The 19,254-nt window shown below is 58.9% G+C and carries 15 protein-coding genes; 5 read left to right on the top strand and 10 right to left on the bottom strand.

Annotated features, from left to right (window positions below):
- Window positions 1-216 precede the first annotated feature (216 nt).
- Complete coding sequence (locus FGQ67_RS07820; protein ID WP_035137032.1) at window positions 217-1,128, bottom strand: hypothetical protein; 912 nt, start codon at window positions 1,126-1,128, stop codon at window positions 217-219.
- Window positions 1,129-1,280: 152 nt separating this feature from the next.
- The gene (locus FGQ67_RS07815; protein ID WP_138341150.1) at window positions 1,281-2,696 is read right to left on the bottom strand and encodes an MFS transporter; all 1,416 of its coding nucleotides are present in this window, start codon (window positions 2,694-2,696) and stop codon (window positions 1,281-1,283) included.
- Window positions 2,697-2,901: 205 nt separating this feature from the next.
- On the opposite strand from FGQ67_RS07815, the gene FGQ67_RS07810 reads away from it, so the two are divergent.
- Complete coding sequence (locus FGQ67_RS07810) at window positions 2,902-3,312, top strand: peptide deformylase (protein WP_138341148.1); 411 nt, start codon at window positions 2,902-2,904, stop codon at window positions 3,310-3,312.
- A gap of 36 nt (window positions 3,313-3,348) precedes the next feature.
- Entirely contained in the window at window positions 3,349-4,272 is a 924-nt protein-coding gene (locus FGQ67_RS07805; protein ID WP_138341146.1) for a LysR family transcriptional regulator, read from the top strand.
- A 123-nt stretch (window positions 4,273-4,395) separates the two neighbouring features.
- Here FGQ67_RS07805 and FGQ67_RS07800 read toward each other — a convergent pair whose 3' ends face one another.
- The 6 genes from FGQ67_RS07800 to FGQ67_RS07775 form a co-directional block, all read right to left on the bottom strand.
- Window positions 4,396-5,838: a PTS transporter subunit EIIC gene (locus FGQ67_RS07800; protein ID WP_138341144.1), complete on the bottom strand. Its 1,443-nt coding sequence runs from the start codon at window positions 5,836-5,838 to the stop codon at window positions 4,396-4,398.
- Between the two features lie 193 nt (window positions 5,839-6,031).
- Window positions 6,032-7,150 (bottom strand): neutral/alkaline non-lysosomal ceramidase N-terminal domain-containing protein, encoded by a 1,119-nt coding sequence (locus FGQ67_RS07795; RefSeq protein ID WP_138341142.1) that lies wholly within the window; start codon window positions 7,148-7,150, stop codon window positions 6,032-6,034.
- On the bottom strand, window positions 7,147-8,415 hold the full coding sequence (locus FGQ67_RS07790) for a hypothetical protein (protein ID WP_138341140.1): 1,269 nt from the start codon (window positions 8,413-8,415) through the stop codon (window positions 7,147-7,149). Before FGQ67_RS07790 ends, FGQ67_RS07795 begins: the two co-directional genes overlap by 4 nt.
- 26 nt (window positions 8,416-8,441) lie before the next feature.
- Window positions 8,442-9,476 (bottom strand): amidohydrolase family protein, encoded by a 1,035-nt coding sequence (locus FGQ67_RS07785; protein ID WP_138341138.1) that lies wholly within the window; start codon window positions 9,474-9,476, stop codon window positions 8,442-8,444.
- Window positions 9,477-9,703: 227 nt separating this feature from the next.
- Window positions 9,704-11,185: an aminotransferase class I/II-fold pyridoxal phosphate-dependent enzyme gene (locus tag FGQ67_RS07780; RefSeq protein WP_138341156.1), complete on the bottom strand. Its 1,482-nt coding sequence runs from the start codon at window positions 11,183-11,185 to the stop codon at window positions 9,704-9,706.
- 201 nt (window positions 11,186-11,386) lie between these two features.
- Entirely contained in the window at window positions 11,387-12,244 is an 858-nt protein-coding gene (locus FGQ67_RS07775; protein WP_249934427.1) for a LysR family transcriptional regulator, read from the bottom strand.
- Window positions 12,245-12,362: 118 nt separating this feature from the next.
- On the opposite strand from FGQ67_RS07775, the gene FGQ67_RS07770 reads away from it, so the two are divergent.
- Together FGQ67_RS07770 and FGQ67_RS07765 are read left to right on the top strand one after the other, a co-directional pair.
- Window positions 12,363-13,274, top strand: coding sequence for a DMT family transporter (locus FGQ67_RS07770; RefSeq protein WP_138341134.1), 912 nt, complete (start codon window positions 12,363-12,365; stop codon window positions 13,272-13,274).
- 140 nt (window positions 13,275-13,414) lie between these two features.
- On the top strand, window positions 13,415-15,664 hold the full coding sequence (locus FGQ67_RS07765; RefSeq protein WP_138341132.1) for a KUP/HAK/KT family potassium transporter: 2,250 nt from the start codon (window positions 13,415-13,417) through the stop codon (window positions 15,662-15,664).
- Between the two features lie 79 nt (window positions 15,665-15,743).
- Here the strand turns inward: FGQ67_RS07765 and bsh are convergent, their stop codons facing one another.
- Window positions 15,744-16,709 (bottom strand): choloylglycine hydrolase, encoded by a 966-nt coding sequence (gene bsh, locus FGQ67_RS07760; protein ID WP_138341130.1) that lies wholly within the window; start codon window positions 16,707-16,709, stop codon window positions 15,744-15,746.
- A 243-nt stretch (window positions 16,710-16,952) separates the two neighbouring features.
- Complete coding sequence (locus FGQ67_RS07755; RefSeq protein WP_138341128.1) at window positions 16,953-17,372, bottom strand: peptide deformylase; 420 nt, start codon at window positions 17,370-17,372, stop codon at window positions 16,953-16,955.
- A 193-nt stretch (window positions 17,373-17,565) separates the two neighbouring features.
- Here FGQ67_RS07755 and FGQ67_RS07750 point away from each other — a divergent pair, with 193 nt between their 5' ends.
- A complete protein-coding gene (locus FGQ67_RS07750) occupies window positions 17,566-18,876 on the top strand; it encodes an NCS2 family permease (protein ID WP_138341126.1) in 1,311 nt (436 codons plus the stop codon).
- Window positions 18,877-19,254 lie beyond the last annotated feature (378 nt).

The following is a 19,254-nucleotide window of genomic DNA, read 5'->3' as shown; positions in this document are numbered from 1 at the left end:
GCAGGCCCCGCCGACCGATTGCAAGCGGTCGGCGGGGCCATTGTGGCTCTTGACAGCGGATTGGGTCATATGAGCGAAAGCCCGCCAGAGCGAGCAAGGTGCCTTGAAACAAGGCGGCATTGACCTTCTGGTCATGCCGCCGAAGTTGAAAGGCAGATTGCCGCTCTGGCGGGTTTGCAGCGCCGAGCCGTTACGGCGTTTGGTAAAACGCCGTAACTAAAAACGGTTGCCGCGGAAGCCGCCGCCGTTGCGGCCGCCACGATCGCCACCGCGACCGCCGCGGTCGTTACCGCGGTTGCCGCCGAAGCCGCCACGGTTGCCACCGCGATCGCCATAGCCACCACGGTTGCCGCCAAAGCCGCCGCGACCGCCACGGTCGCCGCCACGGTCACCAAAGCCGCCACGGCCGCCGCGATCGCCACCGCGACCGCCACGGTCGCCGCCACGGCCACCGCGGTCACCAAAGCCGCCACGGCCGCCTCGATCGCCACCGCGACCGCCACGGTCGTCACGACCGCCGCGAGGACCGCGGTCCTCGTCCAGGCCCATGGCGACAAGCGGAGCGATGACCTTATCGAGAGCGGCCATCAGCTCGGTGGCCTCCTCGTAAGAAAGCTCGGGCAGGAGCTTCTCCTTCTTGTTGGCAAGCTCGACCAGGCCCTCAGCGGCATCCTCGGCAGCGAAGACGACGATCTTGCGCATATCGCCCTCGGCGTCGTCGATGCGGCCGACCAGATCGGCAGCCTCGGCCTCGGCCATCAGGCCATCGAGCTCACGGAGGCGCATGCCCAGCAGGTCGGACATTTCCTTCTGCTCCATCTTGGGCTTGAGGTCAAGAAGCTTGATGGCGCGCTCGATGTTCGCCATGCGCTCGGCCTTGGCCTCCTCCTCCTTAGAAATAGCAAAGCGACGGCTACGCAGCAGGCGGGCGGCCTTCTGCATCTTGTCCATCAGCTCTTCGTCATCGTAATCAACGGCGGCCTCGACAACCTCGGCCTCCTCCTCGGCGGAAACCTCGTCAGCAGCCTCAACCTCGGCAGCTTCGGTCTCCACGGTCTCGACTGCCTCGACCTCGGCAGCCATGGTCTCGTTCTCGGTCTCGTTCATGATCTCTTCGTTCTCGGACATGAGACTCCTTCTTGGCCCTCTCGGGCATCATCGCCCCATTCGCGGGGCCCGTCGCGCACTCTTTGCGCTTTAAACATTCATGCCTCTCGGCAAAACGTCCATTAGTTTATGGTGTCGCCATCCAATCTAGCTGCAGAATCTATGTGCACACATTAATGCGACATGTGCGACTCGCGATGAGCGTACACCAGCGACGTCGCGAACCCGACCACGGCAATCACAGCCGCCACACGCACGGCAGCTGCAAATCCAATCGCCTGGGCAACGTCGGTCGCAGCGCCAGCTGCGCCGGCGGTCGCAGCAGAACTCGAGAGCAGACCGATAAACAGCGATGGGCCAAACGATGCGGCAATCATGTTCCACGTGTTAAGCAATGCCGTTCCGTGGGGATGCTCAGCGGCAGGCAGCGTCTCCAAGCCGGCCGTTTGCGAGGGGCTCAGCACCAAACCGACTCCGGCATACACCACAACGGTCAGCGCCACAACGACGCCGATGTTCATACTCGCCGCCGTCATCGAGATGGCAGTCTGCCCCACGGCAATCAGGGCAAAGCCGACCGGCAGCAGCGGCCATGCGCCACGGGCGTCCATCACGCGTCCGCCCACAATCGAGGTCACGGCGTTACAGGCAATCGCCGGCAAAATGAGCAAGCCCGCAACAAGTGCGGTCATGCCGTATGCGCCCTCAAAATAGAGCGGCAACAAAACGCTCATCGAGAACGTCGTCATCATCGACACCACCACAAGCAGGCACGCAGGCCAAAAACGAACGCTCGCCATGGGACGCACGTTAAGCACCGGATGCTCGAGTTTGAGCTGGCGGGCCGCAAACAGGCCGAGCAGCACAATGGCGGCGATAAGCGTCACGATGCCGGCAATCAGATTGGTCGAGAACTCGCCTACGGAATACACAAATGCCGTAATGCCGGCGGCGAGCAAAACAACCGACAGAATATCAAGCGTGGTGTTCGAGCGCTCTCCGACATTTTGAACAAGCTTAACGCCCGCCGCAGCGACCACAATACCGCCCACCAGCGGCACTACGAACACCGCCCTCCAGCCGAACAACGTGCACATAAGACCGCTGATTACGGGTCCAAACGCCGGCCCTAGCGTAATGCAGGCACCGCCCAGGCTCAGATACAGACCGAGCTTCTCGCGCGGGGCGCAAGACAGCACCACGTTCATCATGAGCGGAAACAAGATGCCCGATCCCGCAGCCTGCAAAATACGACTTGGCAGCAAAACGCTAAACGACGGAGCGATCAGACACAGGACTTCGCCGGCGACCATACATCCGCATGCGAAAAATAACAGCTTGCGCGTTGAGAAACGGCCGGACAGGAAGGCCATGATGGCCGTAAAGATCGACGTCACGATCATGTAGCCCGAGACGAGCCACTGCGCCGTGGTAGCACTCGCCGAAAAGGCCGCCATAATGTCGTGCAACGCCACGTTAATGATGTTCTCGTTAAACGCGGCAACAAAGGCTGCAATATACATTACGACGAGAATCGCCGCAGTAGCCGATGGCGTTGCTTGAACTTGTTGCTGAGATTTGCTCCCCATGCATTTCCTTCCTCTTGGAACGACAGTCGCATCGCCCCAGAGGAACAGTCCAGGGCGAAAAATGAGCCCTAGACTTACGCCAAACGCCGTACACGACGAATCTGGCAACATGGTCCAACGTCGAAAGATTGTAACGCGGACGCACAGCTTTCCTTCCGCGCTATTATTAAAAGTCCACGAAAGCATAAGACATGAGGAGCCCGCCATGATTAAGCCCATCATGAAATCCGAGTTCTTTTTGCGCCTGCCTTCCGAAGACGCGGGACCCGACGATGCCGCGACCGGGCAGGACCTCCTGGATACACTCCACGAGCATGAGCACGAGTGCGTGGGGCTCGCCGCCAACATGATCGGTGTGCGCAAGCGCATCATCTGCGTAAAGGACGGCAACAGGACACTCCTGATGTACAACCCTCAAATTCTTGAGCAGGTCAATGCCTATCAGACGAGCGAAGGATGCCTCTCGCTGATCGGCGAGCGTCCCTGTACCCGCTATCGCCGCATTAAGGTTGAGTATTTAGACGAGAACTTCGTCCACCGCATCAAAAACTTCTCGAGCTACACCGCCGAAATCATCCAGCACGAAATCGACCACTGCAATGGCGTCGTGGTTTAGGCCACCTGCCAAAATGAGGGTACCGGAGGCCTCCCTATGGATATCAGCCGCTTTGGCGAATTCGCCATCTTAGCGCAGTCACGCACGTTTCTTGATGCGGCGGAACTGCTTTTCATGTCGCAATCAACCCTCTCCAAGCACATCATGGCAATGGAGCACGAACTCGGCTGCAAGCTCATCGATCGAAGCCAGCGCCACGTAACACTCACCGCGCAAGGTGAAGCGCTCCTCCCCTATGCGCAAAAAATTGCGACGCTTCAGCACCGCTATCTTGCCGCCATTCAAATAGGCGCAGGTGAGCCGCTCGAGCACCTCACCGTAGGTTCTATCCCCATTATGGCCCCTTATGGGATCACGGACGCCGTCATCGATTTTCAGCAGGCGAACCCCTCATATTCTGTCGAGCTCATCGAGGGCGAGGGCGACACACTCAAGCGCATGCTCCTGCACGAGGACATTGACCTGGCCTTCATCCGTGACAGTGGCGCCATCGAGCCGGAGTTCAAAAAGATTCCCTTTACGACCGACCGGCTCGTGGCCGTCCTTCCGCTCGACCATCCGCTCGCCGAACGTGACACCGTCGAGATAGACGACCTTATCGACGAGAATTTCCTCATGCTTCCCCAAGGCTCGTTCGTAAGCGAGCTCGTCCTTTCCCTTTGTCGCGAAGCTGGATTTGGCCCACGCGTTACGTTCACCGGCAAACGAGCCGAGAACATCATCTCTCTTGTCGCACGCGGCGCCGGCGTCTCATTCCTCATGCGCAAGCCGGCGGAATCGCTTGCCAGCGGAAAGGTAGCCCTGGTGCCGCTTGAGCCCGCGACGACCTCCGAGGTCAGGCTCTACCTCAAGCGGAACGCCGCGCACTCGCAGGCGGTCGTCTCGTTCATCGGCTTCCTCCCCTACCGTCAGCTCCTGCAGGGCGACCGTGCGTCTTCCACCGCGGCACGACCGTCATAATCCCCGCTGCTCCACAACCGCAGACTTGTGTCCGCAAACACGCTGACAACGGCACAAAACACAAATATGCCTCGGGCGGCACGTCGCCGTCCGAGGCATATTTAGTTAAAGTGCGCAGACAGACTAGTCCACCGAGATGTTGAGCGCCTTACCGCCCTCGTCCTTCCTGGTACCGATCACCATAGCGGCGACAAGAGCCAGAACGAAAGCGACCACACCGGAGATGACAAGGCCGATAAAGCCCATGTCGATGCCGGCAGGGTTAATAAAGCTCGGAAAACCGAGCGGGCCGGAGGCACCGAAGGCATAGAGTTTGGCACCCATGAGGCCGGCGATGGCGCCGCCTACACCAGCGGAAATAAAGGTTGCCCACATAAGGCGCTTACGCGGCAGCAAGATGGCGTAAAGCGCAGGCTCGTTGACACCGAAAATCGAAGAGACAAGGGCGGGAATGTTGACGGCAGCATTTTCCTCGGAATCCTTGGTTCGGATGATCATGCCAAGCACAGCACCGGCGATGGCACAACCGCCTGCATACACGAGCGGATTAATGAGGTCATAGCCGTAGGTTGCGACATCGAGGAACCACAGCGGGATGATACCCCAGTGCAGGCCGAACATGACGAGCAGGCTCCAGAACGTGCCGATGACGAAGCCGGCGATGGCGGGCTGGAAGTTGATGAGCATCAAGATGATCTGGGCAACGATGTTGGAGAGGACCGTCATGACCGGACCGACCACAAGCAGGCCAAGGATGCCGCAAATGAGGAGCGTCAGGATGTTGGAGAAGAACGAGCTCACAAGCGCGGGCAGCGCGTTAGAAAGGGCCTTGTGCACCTTGGAGGCAATCCAGACGATAAAGATCGCAGGCAGAATCGTCGATGAGTAATTCTGCATGATCAGCGGGATGCCAAAAATATCACCGTAGACATTGGACTCGAAGACCGTACCGGCGCCGAGCGTGTAGAGCGGATCTCCGCCCATAAGGGCAACGAGCGTCGGGTAGACGAGGATACCGCCGAGCGCCATTCCCATAACGGGCTTAAGTCCGAACTTCTTGGCCGACGTCCAGCCAATGATTAGCGGAAAGTAATAGAAGACCGAATCTCCGATTGCCGAGAGCGTCACATACGTATTGCTGTCCTTGGCAAGCCAACCGGCAACCGTGCAGAGCGCGAGCATCGACTTGATAAAGCCACCGGCCATAAGCACGCCAAGAACCGGTTGCAGAATCTCGGAGATGATGGCAAGCAGACGCGAGAATGGATCGCTCTTTTTGACGTCGTCGCCTTCATCGATATCGAGCGCGGGTTTGGAGTCGAACCCGCCAATCTGAACGAGGTCGTTGTAGACGGCCTCGACAGTGGCACCAATCACGACCTGATACTGTCCGCCGGCCTGGATGACGTCAACGACGCCCTTCGTCGCCTTAAGCTCATTGGTCTGGGCGAGCGATTCATCCTTGAGGTGGAAGCGGAGACGCGTAATGCAGTGGCTCACGTCTAACACATTGTCTCGACCACCGACCTTTGTGATGATTTCATCGCAAAGCTTCTGGTATTTCATGGAATTCTCCTTTTTCTGAGCGGGGTATAGCATCGATTTCATGCCTCCGTAGTCGACGTGGGAGGGCAAGGAACCCGCTTCCCCCTTTGAAATCCGCGGACGCACGTACGCCCGGGATGGGGAACGGCAGAGAAGATGAAAGATGCCGATCACATGGCAATGAGCCTCATTGGCCCATATCACGCAATCAGGCCTACAGACGCGAATCTGCTGCGCCGAGAAGTCTCGTCGTCTGGCAGAACTTGTCACACAGACGTTCCGGTTCGCCCTGGGGAATCTGAGTACGCTCGGTCTCAAAGGAGAGGCCGTACTCGCGTGCCGGAAGGAAATACTCAAAATAGCCGTTGGTGTAACCGCAGACTATTCCCTCGACCGGACATTCGCGCTTCATGCGAATGCCCAGGTCGCTGCCGAGTTCACTCGGGAACACAAAGAGATGCAAGCCGCCCAGACTGATGACGGCACACTTAAGCGTGAGTGAAAAGTCGTCACGGGCAACGGTGTGATAGAACGTCTGAGGCTCGATGCGATCAAGAACGACCTCGCAATCGAGCTTGATCTGGGAAATCGCCTCGGCAAGACCGGTCGAAACACGCTCAACCTCGGGAATGCCGCGTCCCTGGCGAAAATTGCGGTCGCTACAGTCGCCAGCAGCACCGACGACCATGGCCGGATAGTAACCAAGACTCTGAGCGAGCTTTTTGCCGGTAAGACCGGCGAGTTCGCTCGTGAGCTCTGTGCAGTCGGGTCCGACGCAAGCGGAATGCACCGCCCAGTTCACAAAGCCCGCAAATGGCTTGCCTTCGGTATCGAAGAACGACACCACGATAACCTCATTGTCGGCAAGCTCACCGGGAATGATGCGGTTGTCGTAGAAACCGGTGATGACTTTTTTGCCCATGCGACAGGTCGCAGGTCGCGCGTTGGCGCGGCACTCTTCGAAGCATTGACAGATGGTATCGAGGAACCAGCGATAGTAGTCCTCGTTGAATTTTCCCGTCCACCAGCTGCGATGGTAGGCGACGATCGAAGTGTGGTCGTGCGTCGCGGAGAGCAGAATGCAGTCACGGTCGATTCCGTAGCGCTCGGCGAGCATCGTCTTAACCTCCTCGGCCATGCTCTCCTCAAACTCGAGAACATCGGCGTTGAAGAGAAAAACTTCGCGGTCGTCCTGTTGGAAAAGAATCGCGTTGGCGAAGACGTCGTCATGGACGCCTGTCGCAGGCTCCAGACGGTTGGGGAGGTTACGGTATCCGATTAGATAGATGTCGCCTTGCGGGGTAATCTTGCGGCGTGCATGTCCGATATTCATGCAAGTTCTCCTTTTTGTCGCGCCGCGTTCAAAGCGGCAAGGATGGTTTGGAGGAGGCGCTCATGGGAGCCGGCGGCAAAGCCGGAGTTCATGGCCTCATAGGTGATTTTCTCGTACGCATCGGGGGCCGGCAGGTACTTCTGTCCGCCGTTGACGAGCGTGGCAAAGAACACAGAGCCGGACCGAGCGGCGCGCACAGTGGCGCCGAATGCACTCGAGACCTCGGGTTGTACGCCGACAAGCTCGACGTTTCCCAGCCGGAGTAGATAGACCCTCGTGCGCTGCTCGCCAGCGGCATGAAACTCATACGTTCGGTGCGGAGCCAAAGAGTGAAAATCGGCGCGTGTCTGAGCGGGCAGGAGAACGTCGACCGTGCGGGCACCGATGCCGGTAGCGTCATCCTTACGCGCCATGCGAGCGGCCTCGATCAAAGCATCGCCCAAGGCCTGCCCCTGCTGGTGCAGCATGCGGTATCCGTCCTCATGGGCATCGACCGTCTGCTTAACGCCGGCCGCATCGAACATGACGTTCATGGCGCGCTCCGCCGGACCTTGGTCGCCCGCGGCGCCTGGCAGCAACAGGGCAACGCCGCCCAGCTCGCGCTCGAGTGACATGGCGGCAAAACCAAAGAGGTCTCCGCTCGCCATGCGCCTCCCCTCGGAGTCGCGCGACCCGTCGAGCACAGAGGACTGAACGTCCGCCGTCGCGAGCACGGCAACATACTCGCCCCCGGCATCCCTTATGGCGAGTACGGGCATCGTGTGGTCGGCAAACCCCCTGGGATTCGAGCCCAACCACCAGCCGGCAGGCGTCTCAATGTCGCGATTAACGTTCACGGGGCATTCGCCCTCCACAGCGGCGAGCGTGGCAGAGCGAATGCCCGCAACAGCGCGCTCGACAGCCGTGCGGGCGGCAGCGACGAGCGCTGCGCGATAGCGCTCGTTGCGATTGCGGGTAGCATCGTCGGCAAGATGCCCGGGAGTGCGGACGTGAGGCATGGAAAACGTGTGGGTAGGAACCACCCAAGAATAAGCACCGCTGCAATTGGCGGCATCCTCAACAACCTCACGCAGATCGGCGAGTAGAGCCGGAGCGATCGAGGTGACCTCAAGCGAAAGGACGCAGGCGCGTCGCCCCGTCCCCTCGATGATAAGGGCACGGGCGAAGACCTCATGACGGAGTTCGTCGAAACCGTCGAACGGCAACACGTCCCCAAGATCGATGGCCACACGAGCGGCCCCAGCCCTCATCTCTCCTTCGTCCATGGCAGATACTCCCCTCTGATTGCCGCTCACTCGACACCGTACAGTTGCTGCGCCGTACCGCCAAGCACAAGGTCGCTGTCTGTATCGCTCAGATTTGCAGCGCGAACGCAGGCGACACCCTCGGTGAGCCACTCGCGTTTAACGGGATAGCTCGTGCCAAAAACAATATGGTCTGCACCCAGCACGTCAACCGCGCAGGCAAGGAGTGTCTTGCCCCAAGGCTGAGCATGGGACATGTCGAAATAGATGTTGTTCTCGAGGCGCCTGGAAACGGTCTCGGTATCGACCTGAAAACGGCCAGAAGCATCAGGGCGCTTGGGACCATGAGGCAGCAGCATCTCCTTAAACGCAAAGTATGCGCCGCCGAGCATGGAGTGGACCATCTTGATATTGGGGTAGCGTTCAAAGAAATCGCCAAAGATCTCTCGGCCGATCGCCGTAGTTTGGTCGACGCAGCGGCCATAAGAGCGGCGAAGGTTGTCGTACGCGAGAAGCGATTCGTTCTCGACCGGCACGGGAACATGGTGCACGTAAACGGTGACATGGCGTTCGTTCAGGTGCTCGAAAAAGCTCGAGAAGACCTGGTCGTCGAGATAGCGCTTGCCGTAGTGAGCGCAGAGCTGCACACCCGCAAAACCATCGTCGAGCCTGCGGTCGAGCTCCTCCAAATTCGCTTTGGTGCCAAAGGGCGGCACGGCGACAAGCGGAATCAGACGGCCACTTGACGCCTTCGCGTCAGCAGCCATACCGTCGTTGAAACGCCGGCACATCTCGAGCGACATCCACTCATGGCAGCCGGGGAGCTTGAGAATCGCTTTATCGACCCCCGCCTCGTCCATGTCTGCCAGACGCTTCTCAAGGGTGTAGTCTCCCTCGATATAGTTGAGGCCTGGGAAGCCAGCGGGCTTTTCGATCACAATCTGTCGCTTGCCCGTGGGGCTTACGGTCAGGTAGCCCTCGGTGTCGTAAGCGCGGGGCACCTCGGCCAAAAACTGTTCACAGAGTGTCTCGTCATGGAAGATGCGCTCGTCAAACCAGTAGGAATTTGCATCGATAATCATTGGTGGGGACCGCCTTTCATCTTGTCGAGAACATTCTAAAAAAGCGGACACACGGACATCAATTCCAGTTGAAGCACACTGTATTCCATTTTGGAATATAGTTTTCCGTTCACACGCGATTCCCACTCGCCCAAACGATCGAGACGCTGACAACGCGAGCTTTAACAGAAAACGGGCGACCCGAATCTGTTACGGGCCGCCCGTTAAATGACAGACTATCTCTGTCGTTATGATTGACGGTAATGGTCAAAGAAGTCGGCGAGGTCTTCAAGGGACTCTTTGAGTACTTCCATGCGCGGCAGGTACACGATGCGGAAGTGATCGGGCTCGGCCCAGTTAAAGCCGCCGCCGCGCGTGATCAGAATCTTCTTCTCGTGCAGCAGGTCAAGGGCGAACTGCTCGTCATCGGTGATGTTGAACTTCTTCACATCCATCTTGGGGAAGATGTAGAACGCCGCGCGCGGCTTAACCACCGAGATGCCGTCAATCTTGTTGAGCGCCTCATACACAAAGTTGCGCTGCTCGTAGACACGGCCGCCAGGACGGATGTAGTCGTTAACGGACTGATGACCACCGAGTGCCGTCTGAACGATCGACTGAGCCGGCACGTTGGAGCACAGGCGCATGTTGGAGAGCATGTTGATACCCATGATGAAGTCGCTCATGCAGCGCTGGTTGCCCGAAAGCACCATCCAGCCAATACGATAGCCCGCAATCATGTGCGACTTGGAAAGGCCGCTAAAGGTGACACAGGGCAGATCGGGAGCGAGCGAGGCAATCGAGACGTGCTCATAGCCGTCCATGCACAGGCGGTCGTAAATCTCGTCTGCAAAAATCATGAGCTGGTGCCTGCGCGCAACCTCAACGATGCCCTCGAGCACCTCACGCGGATAGACGGAACCCGTGGGGTTGTTAGGGTTGATGATGACGAGGGCTTTGGTCGCGCTCGTGATCTTGGACTCCATATCCTCCAGGTCGGGATACCAATCCGCCTGCTCATCACACAGATAATGTACGGGATGACCACCAGCAAGGGTTGCGCACGCCGTCCAGAGCGGATAGTCGGGGCTGGGGATCAGAATCTCGTCGCCATTGTCGAGCAACGCGTTCATCGAAAGCTGAATGAGCTCGGACACGCCGTTGCCCGTGTAGATATGCTCCATCTGAACGTTGGGCAGGCCCTTGATCTGCGAATACTGCATGATCGCCTTGCGCGCGGAGAACAGGCCACGCGAGTTGGAATAGCCTTCGCAGTCGGGCAGCTGCTGGCGCATGTCCTTGATGACCTCATCGGGCGTGCGGAAACCGAAGGGCGCCGGGTTGCCGATATTGAGCTTGAGGATGCGCTCGCCCTCGTCCTCCATACGGGCAGCCTCGTCGACGACGGGACCGCGCACGTCATACAGGACGTTATCGAGCTTGGTGGATTTAGAAAAAGTACGCATGGTGGTGCTCCTTGCAATTTGAGCTGAGGGATGGGGTTCGGGCTTGGAATCGTTGCGGGGTGATGATGCCTCGCTTTGATCGGCGTCGCCGGCAAGCAGCCAGGTAACATCGACCTCCAAAATACGGGCGAGCAGCTCGGCCACATCGCGTCGCGGGATCGTCTTGCCGCTCACATATTGGCTCATCTGACTCTTGCCGAGTTTTTTGCCGAGCATCTCCGATGCGCGGATCACGTTCGACTGGCGAACGCCGCAATCGGACATAGCCTGTCGCAGGCGATCGCTAAACGTCTCTTGGGCCACAGGAACCTCCTTGCTGGCAAAGTTCAATTTATAGAACACGAATTGAACCGGGGTTCAATTTAGCAAGCAGTATAGCGCCGCGCCTCATTCGAAAGTTCAATTTCATAAGAAAACGTACCGAACTCCGAGATTTGCCCAAAGCGGACAATGACATGCACGCGTTTAGAGGTATTCAAGGAATCGAGCAGTGGCAAGCGAAACGTCGGCCGTTCGATATATGGCGTTGATCTGCCGATGAGGATGTCCCTCGAGTGGGCGCACGGCAACATCGAACTGACAGCGGCGCAAGATGAGCGCGGGAAGAATGCTCACGCCCAGGCCGTCCTCAACCATGGCCATAATCGCATAGTCATCCCAGGTCGACAGCTTGGAGCGCACCGTCAGCCCCGCCCGACGGAACAGCGGCGTAATCTCGTCATCGGTACCTCGTTCTAGCAGAATAAACTGCTCGTTGGCCAAATCGGCAAGAGAGACGACCCCCGCCGTGGCAAGCAAAGAATCTGCCGGCACTACCGCCATCAACTCGTCGCGCACCAAAGACCGCGATGCCATGCCGTTTTCTCGTGGCTCACGCGGGATAAAGCCCAGGTCGCAACGACCCTCAGCCACCCATTGTTCAATCTCTGAGTAATCGCCCATCAGCAACTCATAATCGACGTCCGGGTGATCGGCGCGAAAGCGCGCAATCACTGGCGGCAGCATGTGGGTCGCCACACTCGAAAACGTACCGATGCAGATTTTGCCGCGCATGAGCCCACGCATCTCATCCACGCGTCGCTGCAGGCGGCCAAACTCCTCGCATAACGCCTCAACCGCAGGCATAACTTGCCGTCCATCGGCAGAAAGTACTACGCCCTCGCGACTGCGGTCGAGCACCTTAAAGCCCCAATCGGCCTCAAGATCGGCCACCATGCGGCTCACGCCCGACTGCGAATAGCTCAGGCGCTCGGCGGCGCGCGTAAAACTGCCGGCGCGCACGGTCTCGAGCAGCACCTGCATCTTTTGAATATTCGTTTCCACGACACCCCTCCACTTTTGCATGAGTTTTTGTCATGTTATCCATGCATTATATTCGCTTTTCTTCTAAAGCCAGTTCACCCATAGTGAACATGCTCGGATATAGAAGGGACGGAAGCGCATGAACAACGGACTGTTTACGTACTTAGCAGCATTGCTATTGTTTGGCTCCAACGGCATCATCGCCGCCGCCATCGCGCTGCCGAGCTCGGATATCGTGCTACTACGCACGTTTTTGGGCGCACTCTCGCTTGTCACCATTCTCGCCATCACCCAACGCCATAAGTTGCAGGCGCCATCTCGCCCCCGCGAAGCCGCAGCCCTCCTCCTCTCGGGAGCTGCGCTGGGCGCCAGCTGGATTTTTCTGTTCCGCGCCTACCAGACGATCGGCGTCGGCGTATCCTCGCTGCTGTACTACTGCGGCCCCATCATTGTCATGGCACTCTCCCCGCTCATCTTTGGCGAAAAGCTGACCGGCGGCAAAATCGCCGGCTTTATCGCCGTTGCTTGCGGTGCTTTTCTCATTGCAGCGCAAGGTCTAGGCGGCAATATGCCCATTGCAGGTATCGCCTGCGGCATCGCCTCGGCATTTTGCTATGCGCTGATGGTCATCGCTAGCAAGGGCGCGCCACACATCGAAGGCCTCGAGAACTCCACGCTCCAGGTGAGTGCCGCCTTTGTGACCGCGCTGGTCCTCACGCTCATCACGCAGGGTGCACCCTCATTCCTGTCCGCCGGCGTCGCCGCAGGCATCGATTGGCGCGCCGTCGTCATGCTCGGCGTCGTCAACACCGGCATTGGTTGCCTGCTCTACTTTAGCGCCGTCGCCAAACTGCCTGTGCAGACCGTCGCCGTTGTCGGCTACCTCGAGCCGCTTTCGGCGGTCGTGTTCTCCGCCGTCCTTTTGGGCGAAGCCATAACACCGGTCCGTCTGATGGGTGCCGCGCTTATCATCGGCGGCGCGATTTTTTGCGAACTCGCCGGCAAACGCGCAAGCGCCAAGGCTGGCATAGCCCAGACAGCACGTGCTTAAAAGCCCCTGTTTTGAAATGCTACCTACGTACATAAATAATCCCCAGCTGGGGATTATTGTCTAAAATAACCTGATGTGCCAAACTGCTCTTGTATGTATAAAGACGGCATAAAGATTATCTGTCCTAGACAGACAACCTGATGTCTAAGGGAGTCCACGTGGCACACAACAAACTGGAGGCAAACCCCCAAGACCAGCGTGGTCAAGGCGGGCACGGAGCCATCCCCCTCTCCGCTGGCATGCTGCTCGTAACGCTCGGCGTCGTCTATGGCGACATCGGCACGAGCCCCATGTACACCATGAAATCAATCGTCGCCAACAACGGCGGCATCGGTACCGTCAGCGAGGACATGATCCTGGGCGCGCTTTCGCTCGTCATCTGGACCATGACGCTCGTGACCACGGTCAAGTACGTGGTAATCGCCATGAAGGCCGACAACCACAACGAAGGCGGCATCTTCGCCCTGTTTAGCCTGGTACGCAAGGTGGCACCGTGGCTGATTCTCCCCGCCATGATCGGCGGTGCGGCACTGCTCGCCGACGGCATCCTCACCCCCGCCGTCACGGTTACCACGGCCATCGAGGGTCTGCGCACCATCGAGTGGGGCCACGCGCTGTTGGGTGACGGGCAAACTAACGTCATCATTATTACCATCATCATTATCTGTGGCCTGTTTGCCATGCAGCGCGCTGGCACCTCGTCAATCGGCAAGCTGTTCGGTCCGCTCATGACGCTGTGGTTCCTGTTCCTGGCAGGCGCCGGTCTATTCAACATGCTCGGCAACCTGTCCATCTTGCGCGCGCTTAACCCCATCCGCGGCGTCATGTTCCTGTTCTCGCCCATCAACCACTCGGGTATCATGGTGCTCGGCTTCGTCTTCCTGTCGACGACCGGCGCCGAGGCGCTCTATTCAGACATGGGCCACGTGGGCAAGGCCAACATCTACGCATCCTGGCCGTTTGTTAAAGCGGCGCTTATCCTTAACTACCTGGGTCAGGGCGCTTGGCTGCTCGCCAACAATTCCAATCCCCAGTTGCTCGCGATGGATATCGTCAACCCGTTCTATATGATGCTCCCCGAGCCCCTGCGCCCCTTTGCCATCGTGCTTTCGGCCGTGGCGGCCATCATTGCCTCGCAGGCGCTCATCACCGGCTCGTTCTCGCTGGTATCCGAGGCAACGCGTCTCAACCTTATGCCGCATCTGCGCATCCACTACCCCAGCGACACCAAGGGCCAGCTCTATATTCCGCTCGTCAATAACATCATGTGGGTCGGCTGCATCTTCATCGTGCTGCTGTTCCAAAACTCCGAGCGCATGGAGAGCGCCTACGGCCTCGCCATTACCGTGACCATGCTCATGACCACGACGCTTTTGACGAGCTACATCGCCGGCATCCTCAAGCACAGGCTGGGTGCCTGCGTCTTCGCCCTGCTCTTTGGTGCCATTGAGCTGTGCTTCTTCGCCTCGTGCCTCACCATGTTCTTTGACGGCGGCTACGTCATGATCTTCCTGGCCGCACTGCTGTTTGGCCTTATGTACGTGTGGCGCCGCGGCACCGCCATCGAGCGCACGCAGACGATTTTGCTGCCCGTCTCCAAGTACATCGACCAGCTCAACCGCCTGCGCAACGACGAGACCTATCCCGTGCTCGCCGACAATCTGGTATTTCTCACCAACAGCCCCGACCCGCTCACACTCGACCGCGACGTGCTCTATTCCATCCTGGATAAGCATCCCAAGCGCGCCAAGGCATATTGGTTCATTAACGTGCACGTTACCGACGAACCCTATACGCACGAGTATTCCGTCGAGACCTTTGGCACAGACTTCCTGTTCCGCGTACGCTTGGACCTGGGCTTTAAGGTCAATCAGCGCATCAACGCCTACCTGCGCCAGATCGTTGGCGACCTGATGGCATCGGGTGAGTTGCCGCCGCAACATCACACCTACTCCATCTACGAGACACGCGGCAACGTGGGCGACTTCCGTTTTTGCATGCTGCGCAAGATGCTTGCCCCCGAAACGGACATCAACCGCAATGACCACCGCGTGATGGCCATCAAGTACGCCGTCCGCCGCGCTTGCGGAAGCCCGGCGCGCTGGTACGGTCTCGAGAACTCTGCCATCATCATCGAGTACGTGCCGTTGTTTGCCCGCATGCGCCCGGCCGTTAAGCTCGTGCGCACCCAGGTGCCGCTCGAGGTTCAGATTGAAGAGGCCGAGGAAATGGAAGTCGACATCTTCTCGGACGACCTGGTCAACGGCAACGAGGCCGGCAAGAGCATGAACGTCGATCCCACCGAGCTGCTCGAGAGCGTCGCCGATACGCCCGAGCAACAGCAACTCGACGGACTCGAGAGCACCCAGCTCAACGACGCCAACTTCTAGCGACGTCATAAATCAACGACAGCGGCCCTGCACCTCACGAGAGACGCAGGGCCGCTTTGCATTGCAGTAAAGCTAACGGCTACGAACGACGCGGCTCGGGAACCACGAGCCTATCGGGGCTTGCGCCCTCGGCATCCATCAGGCTCACGTAGCGAATCGACGGATCCCCATACATCGCGTAGTAATAATTGCCCGTGCGCGCGCTAAAGCATCCGGTGTAGATAGTCTTCTCGAACTTGCCATCGCCCATCCTGGACGCCCCCTCGATCATCACCACGCCCTCGAGCGAGCGGAACATGCGGACGACGTTTTCGGTCTCGCTCTCCTTTTGCGGGTAATTGGCATTGAGGTACGCCGCCTTTACAAAACGGCTCGGCGAATAGCAGTCACCCGGAATACCGCGCATGCCGGCACCCGCACCATAGGGCTTGAGCTCGGCGCCACGCCATGTCGCCGTCTGCGGAAAATCGCTTGTGGCCGTGATATAGGTGCGCAGGTTTTCCATGTGCCACGGGAAGGTGGGCTGATTGGCAAGGGTGTCGACCGGATCGTCGTATACATGCAGGCCGTCAGCCATCATCTCGACCACGATGCTACGCTGGCTGTCGCCGATAATCCAATGGAGCAGCGACACGCCCAGCCCCTCTCCGGCAGATTTGGCGACAATCACCGTGTCGCGCAGCGCGGCCTCGACCTCATCGACCGTCGAGAACGTCGCTGCCACCCACAGGGGAAACTCATAGGCTGCGATATTGGTCTTGCCGTCGACAGGGTCCTCGGCATACTCGGCATAACCCGGGAAATTGAGACCCGCCACGGCGAGGCCCGCATCGTTGCCGCAGTCGAAGAACATGGGATAGTTCTTGTAATCGATGCACATACCGATCACCGCGTGTGCCGCTGTCGCGTCGTCGATAAACGAATACGGAATGTGAAACCCGCGAGGCATCACGCGAACCTGTTGGCCATAGTCAAAGCTCCAGTCGAGGTTGCGGCCTAGATACATGTGGCCAGAATTATCGGTAAATCGAATGCTCGTACACATGGCGCCTCCTAGCTTTACGTTCTTGCTAAGGTTATTGTCTCCAAACAAAAAGGGGCTAAACACAAAAGCCCGGACATGACAACAATGTCACGCCCGGGCTATTCAAGCAGGATAAACTCAACCAAGTTAACCCCGCAGGTCGTCTAAGGGGTCAAAGTGCCGCAGATTGCCACGAAAGAGGAGCGAAGCGTACTTAAGGTACGCGAGCGACGATTGAGCGGCAAGGTGCGGTGCTTTGACCCCTTAGACCAACTTGCCGAGGCAGTGGTCGATCATATGCTGGATCATCTGTGCCTCGAAGCCGACGAAGTCCTGCTTGCGCTCGCGCATCTTGCCGTCGACGATCTGGTCAAAAGCAACCTTGCACTTGATGTAGCGCGTGGACTTGGTGATCTCCTCGTGCGTCAGGCAGCTCTCCTCCATCTTGCTGGCACCCAGGCCAAACACCAGACGGGGGTTGTAGAGCACATGGGACTCGCCGGCATCGTCCAGGTAGACGCAGACCTTCTTGGTGATGCCGATCTGGTTGGCGGCAAGGCAGCCGGCATCGTCGAGCGACTTGATGGTATCGATCAGGTCCTGTGCGACCGACTCGTCTTCGACGGTCGCGACCTCGCAACGCTGGGACAGAATAGCCTCGTCGTGGCAGAGCTCTTTAATCATACGTTCCTCCATAGGGGTCGTTGTAACCGCTTAAGTATACGGTACCCACACATTTTCATGCGAAAAATACCGTCCGTCTGCTACAAAGCGCCGAACATCAACATGCGAGGAACAACAGCGTCGTAAAGGGGCTATAGTGGGTGAGTTCGTGTCAATCGGCCTAAACTCGGGGCCGAACAAGGAAAGGGTATGCATGGACGAACTATTTCACGTCAGCGAGCGCAAGTCCACAATCGGGACCGAACTTCGCGCTGGACTGACAACGTTCCTGGCAATGGCCTACATCATTGCCGTCAACCCCGCGGTGCTCTCGGGCGCCGGCATCGATGCGGGAGCGCTCGCCTGCGCCACCTGCCTGGGCGCCGGCATCATGACCATCTGCATGGGCATCTTCGCCAACCGCCCGCTCGCCTGCGCGTCGGGCTTAGGCGTCAACGCGATGATCGCTGGAATCGCCACCACCGTCTGCGGCGGTGACTGGCACGTGGCCATGAGCGTCATCTTCCTCGAGGGTATCGTCATCTTGCTGCTCGTGCTTTGTGGCCTGCGCGAGGCCATCATGGACGCCATCCCGGTTGTCCTGCGTCACGCCATCTCGGTGGGTCTGGGCCTGTTCATCGCCATGATTGGCCTGTGCGATGCCGGCATTATCACCGCTGGCGCCGGTACACTCGTCGGTCTGGGCGACATCACCTCCCCCACCTTCATCGTCGGCATCATCTCCATCCTGGTGACGGTCGCCCTCGCCTGCCGCAACGTCCCCGGCTCGCTGCTCATCGGCATCGTCGTCGCCGTCATCGCCGGTATCCCCCTAGGTGTGACCCAGGCTCCGACCGGTATCATCGCCCCGCTCGACTTCTCGAGCATCGGTGGCCCCATCGCCGACGCCGGCGGCGTGCCCGCCATCGTCAAGGTCCTTACCGACCCCGCGCTCCTCGTCATCTCGTTCTCGCTGCTCATGAGTGACTTCTTCGACACCATGGGCACCGCGATGGCCGTGGCCAAGCAGGGCGAGTTCCTCACCGACGACGGCAACGTCGAGAATATCAAGGAGATCCTGATCGTCGACTCCGCCGCCGCTGCTGTGGGCGGTTTCATGGGTGTCTCCTCCATCACCACCTTCGTCGAGTCCACTTCCGGCGCCGCCGACGGTGGCCGCACGGGCCTCACCTCCGTCACCACCGGCGTGCTGTTCATTCTCGCCGCGTTCTTCTCCCCCATCGTCACCATCGTTTCCAGCGCCGCCACCTGCGGTGCTCTGGTCTACGTCGGCTACCTCATGATGAGCGAGGCCTCCGAGATCGACTGGTCCGACGTGTCGCAGGGTTTCCCGGCGTTCATGATTGTCGCCGGCGTGCCCTTCACCTACTCCATCTCTGCCGGCATTGGCCTAGGCTTTATCGCCTACGTGATCGTCGCGCTCTTTAAGGGCGAGGCCTCCAAGATCAAGCCGCTCATGTGGATCGCAGCTCTCGCCTTCCTCGTCTACTTCTTCGTAGCGTAACGGCATAGTCTGCTAAAACAGAACACCAAAGCGCGGAGTCGCATCGAGCGGCTCCGCGCTTTTCTTTTAAAGCCAGGCAACGCACAGACGCGCGATGTTTTGCTTCCCAAGTTTTGGACATTTTGCCCTCCAAACGGCACTACCGCCGGCTACATCCTGCAGATATGCTGGGCTTAATCGCATAGGCCCTATGAGGATGGGAGTAACCATGGCCGCCTTGTTCACGACCCCCAAGCGCAATGACAAAACCTCTGGAGCCCATTTTGTCGAGCCCGACGTGTGCCGTCGCACGCTGCTCGCACACGGCAGCTGGCGCCGCGTGACGCGCCGCATCGTCTGCGGCCTGGCCTGCGCGCTCACGGTGAGCTCGCTGCTCAT

Source organism: Collinsella aerofaciens (genome assembly GCF_005845035.1).
Taxonomy (GTDB): Bacteria; Actinomycetota; Coriobacteriia; order Coriobacteriales; family Coriobacteriaceae; genus Collinsella; species Collinsella aerofaciens_I.
The sequence above is the reverse complement of the archived record's forward strand: the minus strand, read 5'-3'. Positions and strand labels throughout refer to the sequence as shown.

Coding starts and splice junctions, on each gene's coding strand:
- FGQ67_RS07795 (WP_138341142.1), bottom strand. CDS start 7,150: ATGAATATCGGACATGCACGCCGCAAGATTACCCCGCAAGGCGACATC.
- FGQ67_RS07815 (WP_138341150.1), bottom strand. CDS start 2,696: ATGGGGAGCAAATCTCAGCAACAAGTTCAAGCAACGCCATCGGCTACT.
- FGQ67_RS07800 (WP_138341144.1), bottom strand. CDS start 5,838: ATGAAATACCAGAAGCTTTGCGATGAAATCATCACAAAGGTCGGTGGT.
- bsh (WP_138341130.1), bottom strand. CDS start 16,709: ATGTGTACGAGCATTCGATTTACCGATAATTCTGGCCACATGTATCTA.
- FGQ67_RS07750 (WP_138341126.1), top strand. CDS start 17,566: ATGGACGAACTATTTCACGTCAGCGAGCGCAAGTCCACAATCGGGACC.
- FGQ67_RS07790 (WP_138341140.1), bottom strand. CDS start 8,415: ATGGACGAAGGAGAGATGAGGGCTGGGGCCGCTCGTGTGGCCATCGAT.
- FGQ67_RS07810 (WP_138341148.1), top strand. CDS start 2,902: ATGATTAAGCCCATCATGAAATCCGAGTTCTTTTTGCGCCTGCCTTCC.
- FGQ67_RS07765 (WP_138341132.1), top strand. CDS start 13,415: ATGTCTAAGGGAGTCCACGTGGCACACAACAAACTGGAGGCAAACCCC.
- FGQ67_RS07820 (WP_035137032.1), bottom strand. CDS start 1,128: ATGTCCGAGAACGAAGAGATCATGAACGAGACCGAGAACGAGACCATG.
- FGQ67_RS07755 (WP_138341128.1), bottom strand. CDS start 17,372: ATGATTAAAGAGCTCTGCCACGACGAGGCTATTCTGTCCCAGCGTTGC.
- FGQ67_RS07805 (WP_138341146.1), top strand. CDS start 3,349: ATGGATATCAGCCGCTTTGGCGAATTCGCCATCTTAGCGCAGTCACGC.
- FGQ67_RS07780 (WP_138341156.1), bottom strand. CDS start 11,185: ATGTCCGATTGCGGCGTTCGCCAGTCGAACGTGATCCGCGCATCGGAG.
- FGQ67_RS07770 (WP_138341134.1), top strand. CDS start 12,363: ATGAACAACGGACTGTTTACGTACTTAGCAGCATTGCTATTGTTTGGC.
- FGQ67_RS07785 (WP_138341138.1), bottom strand. CDS start 9,476: ATGATTATCGATGCAAATTCCTACTGGTTTGACGAGCGCATCTTCCAT.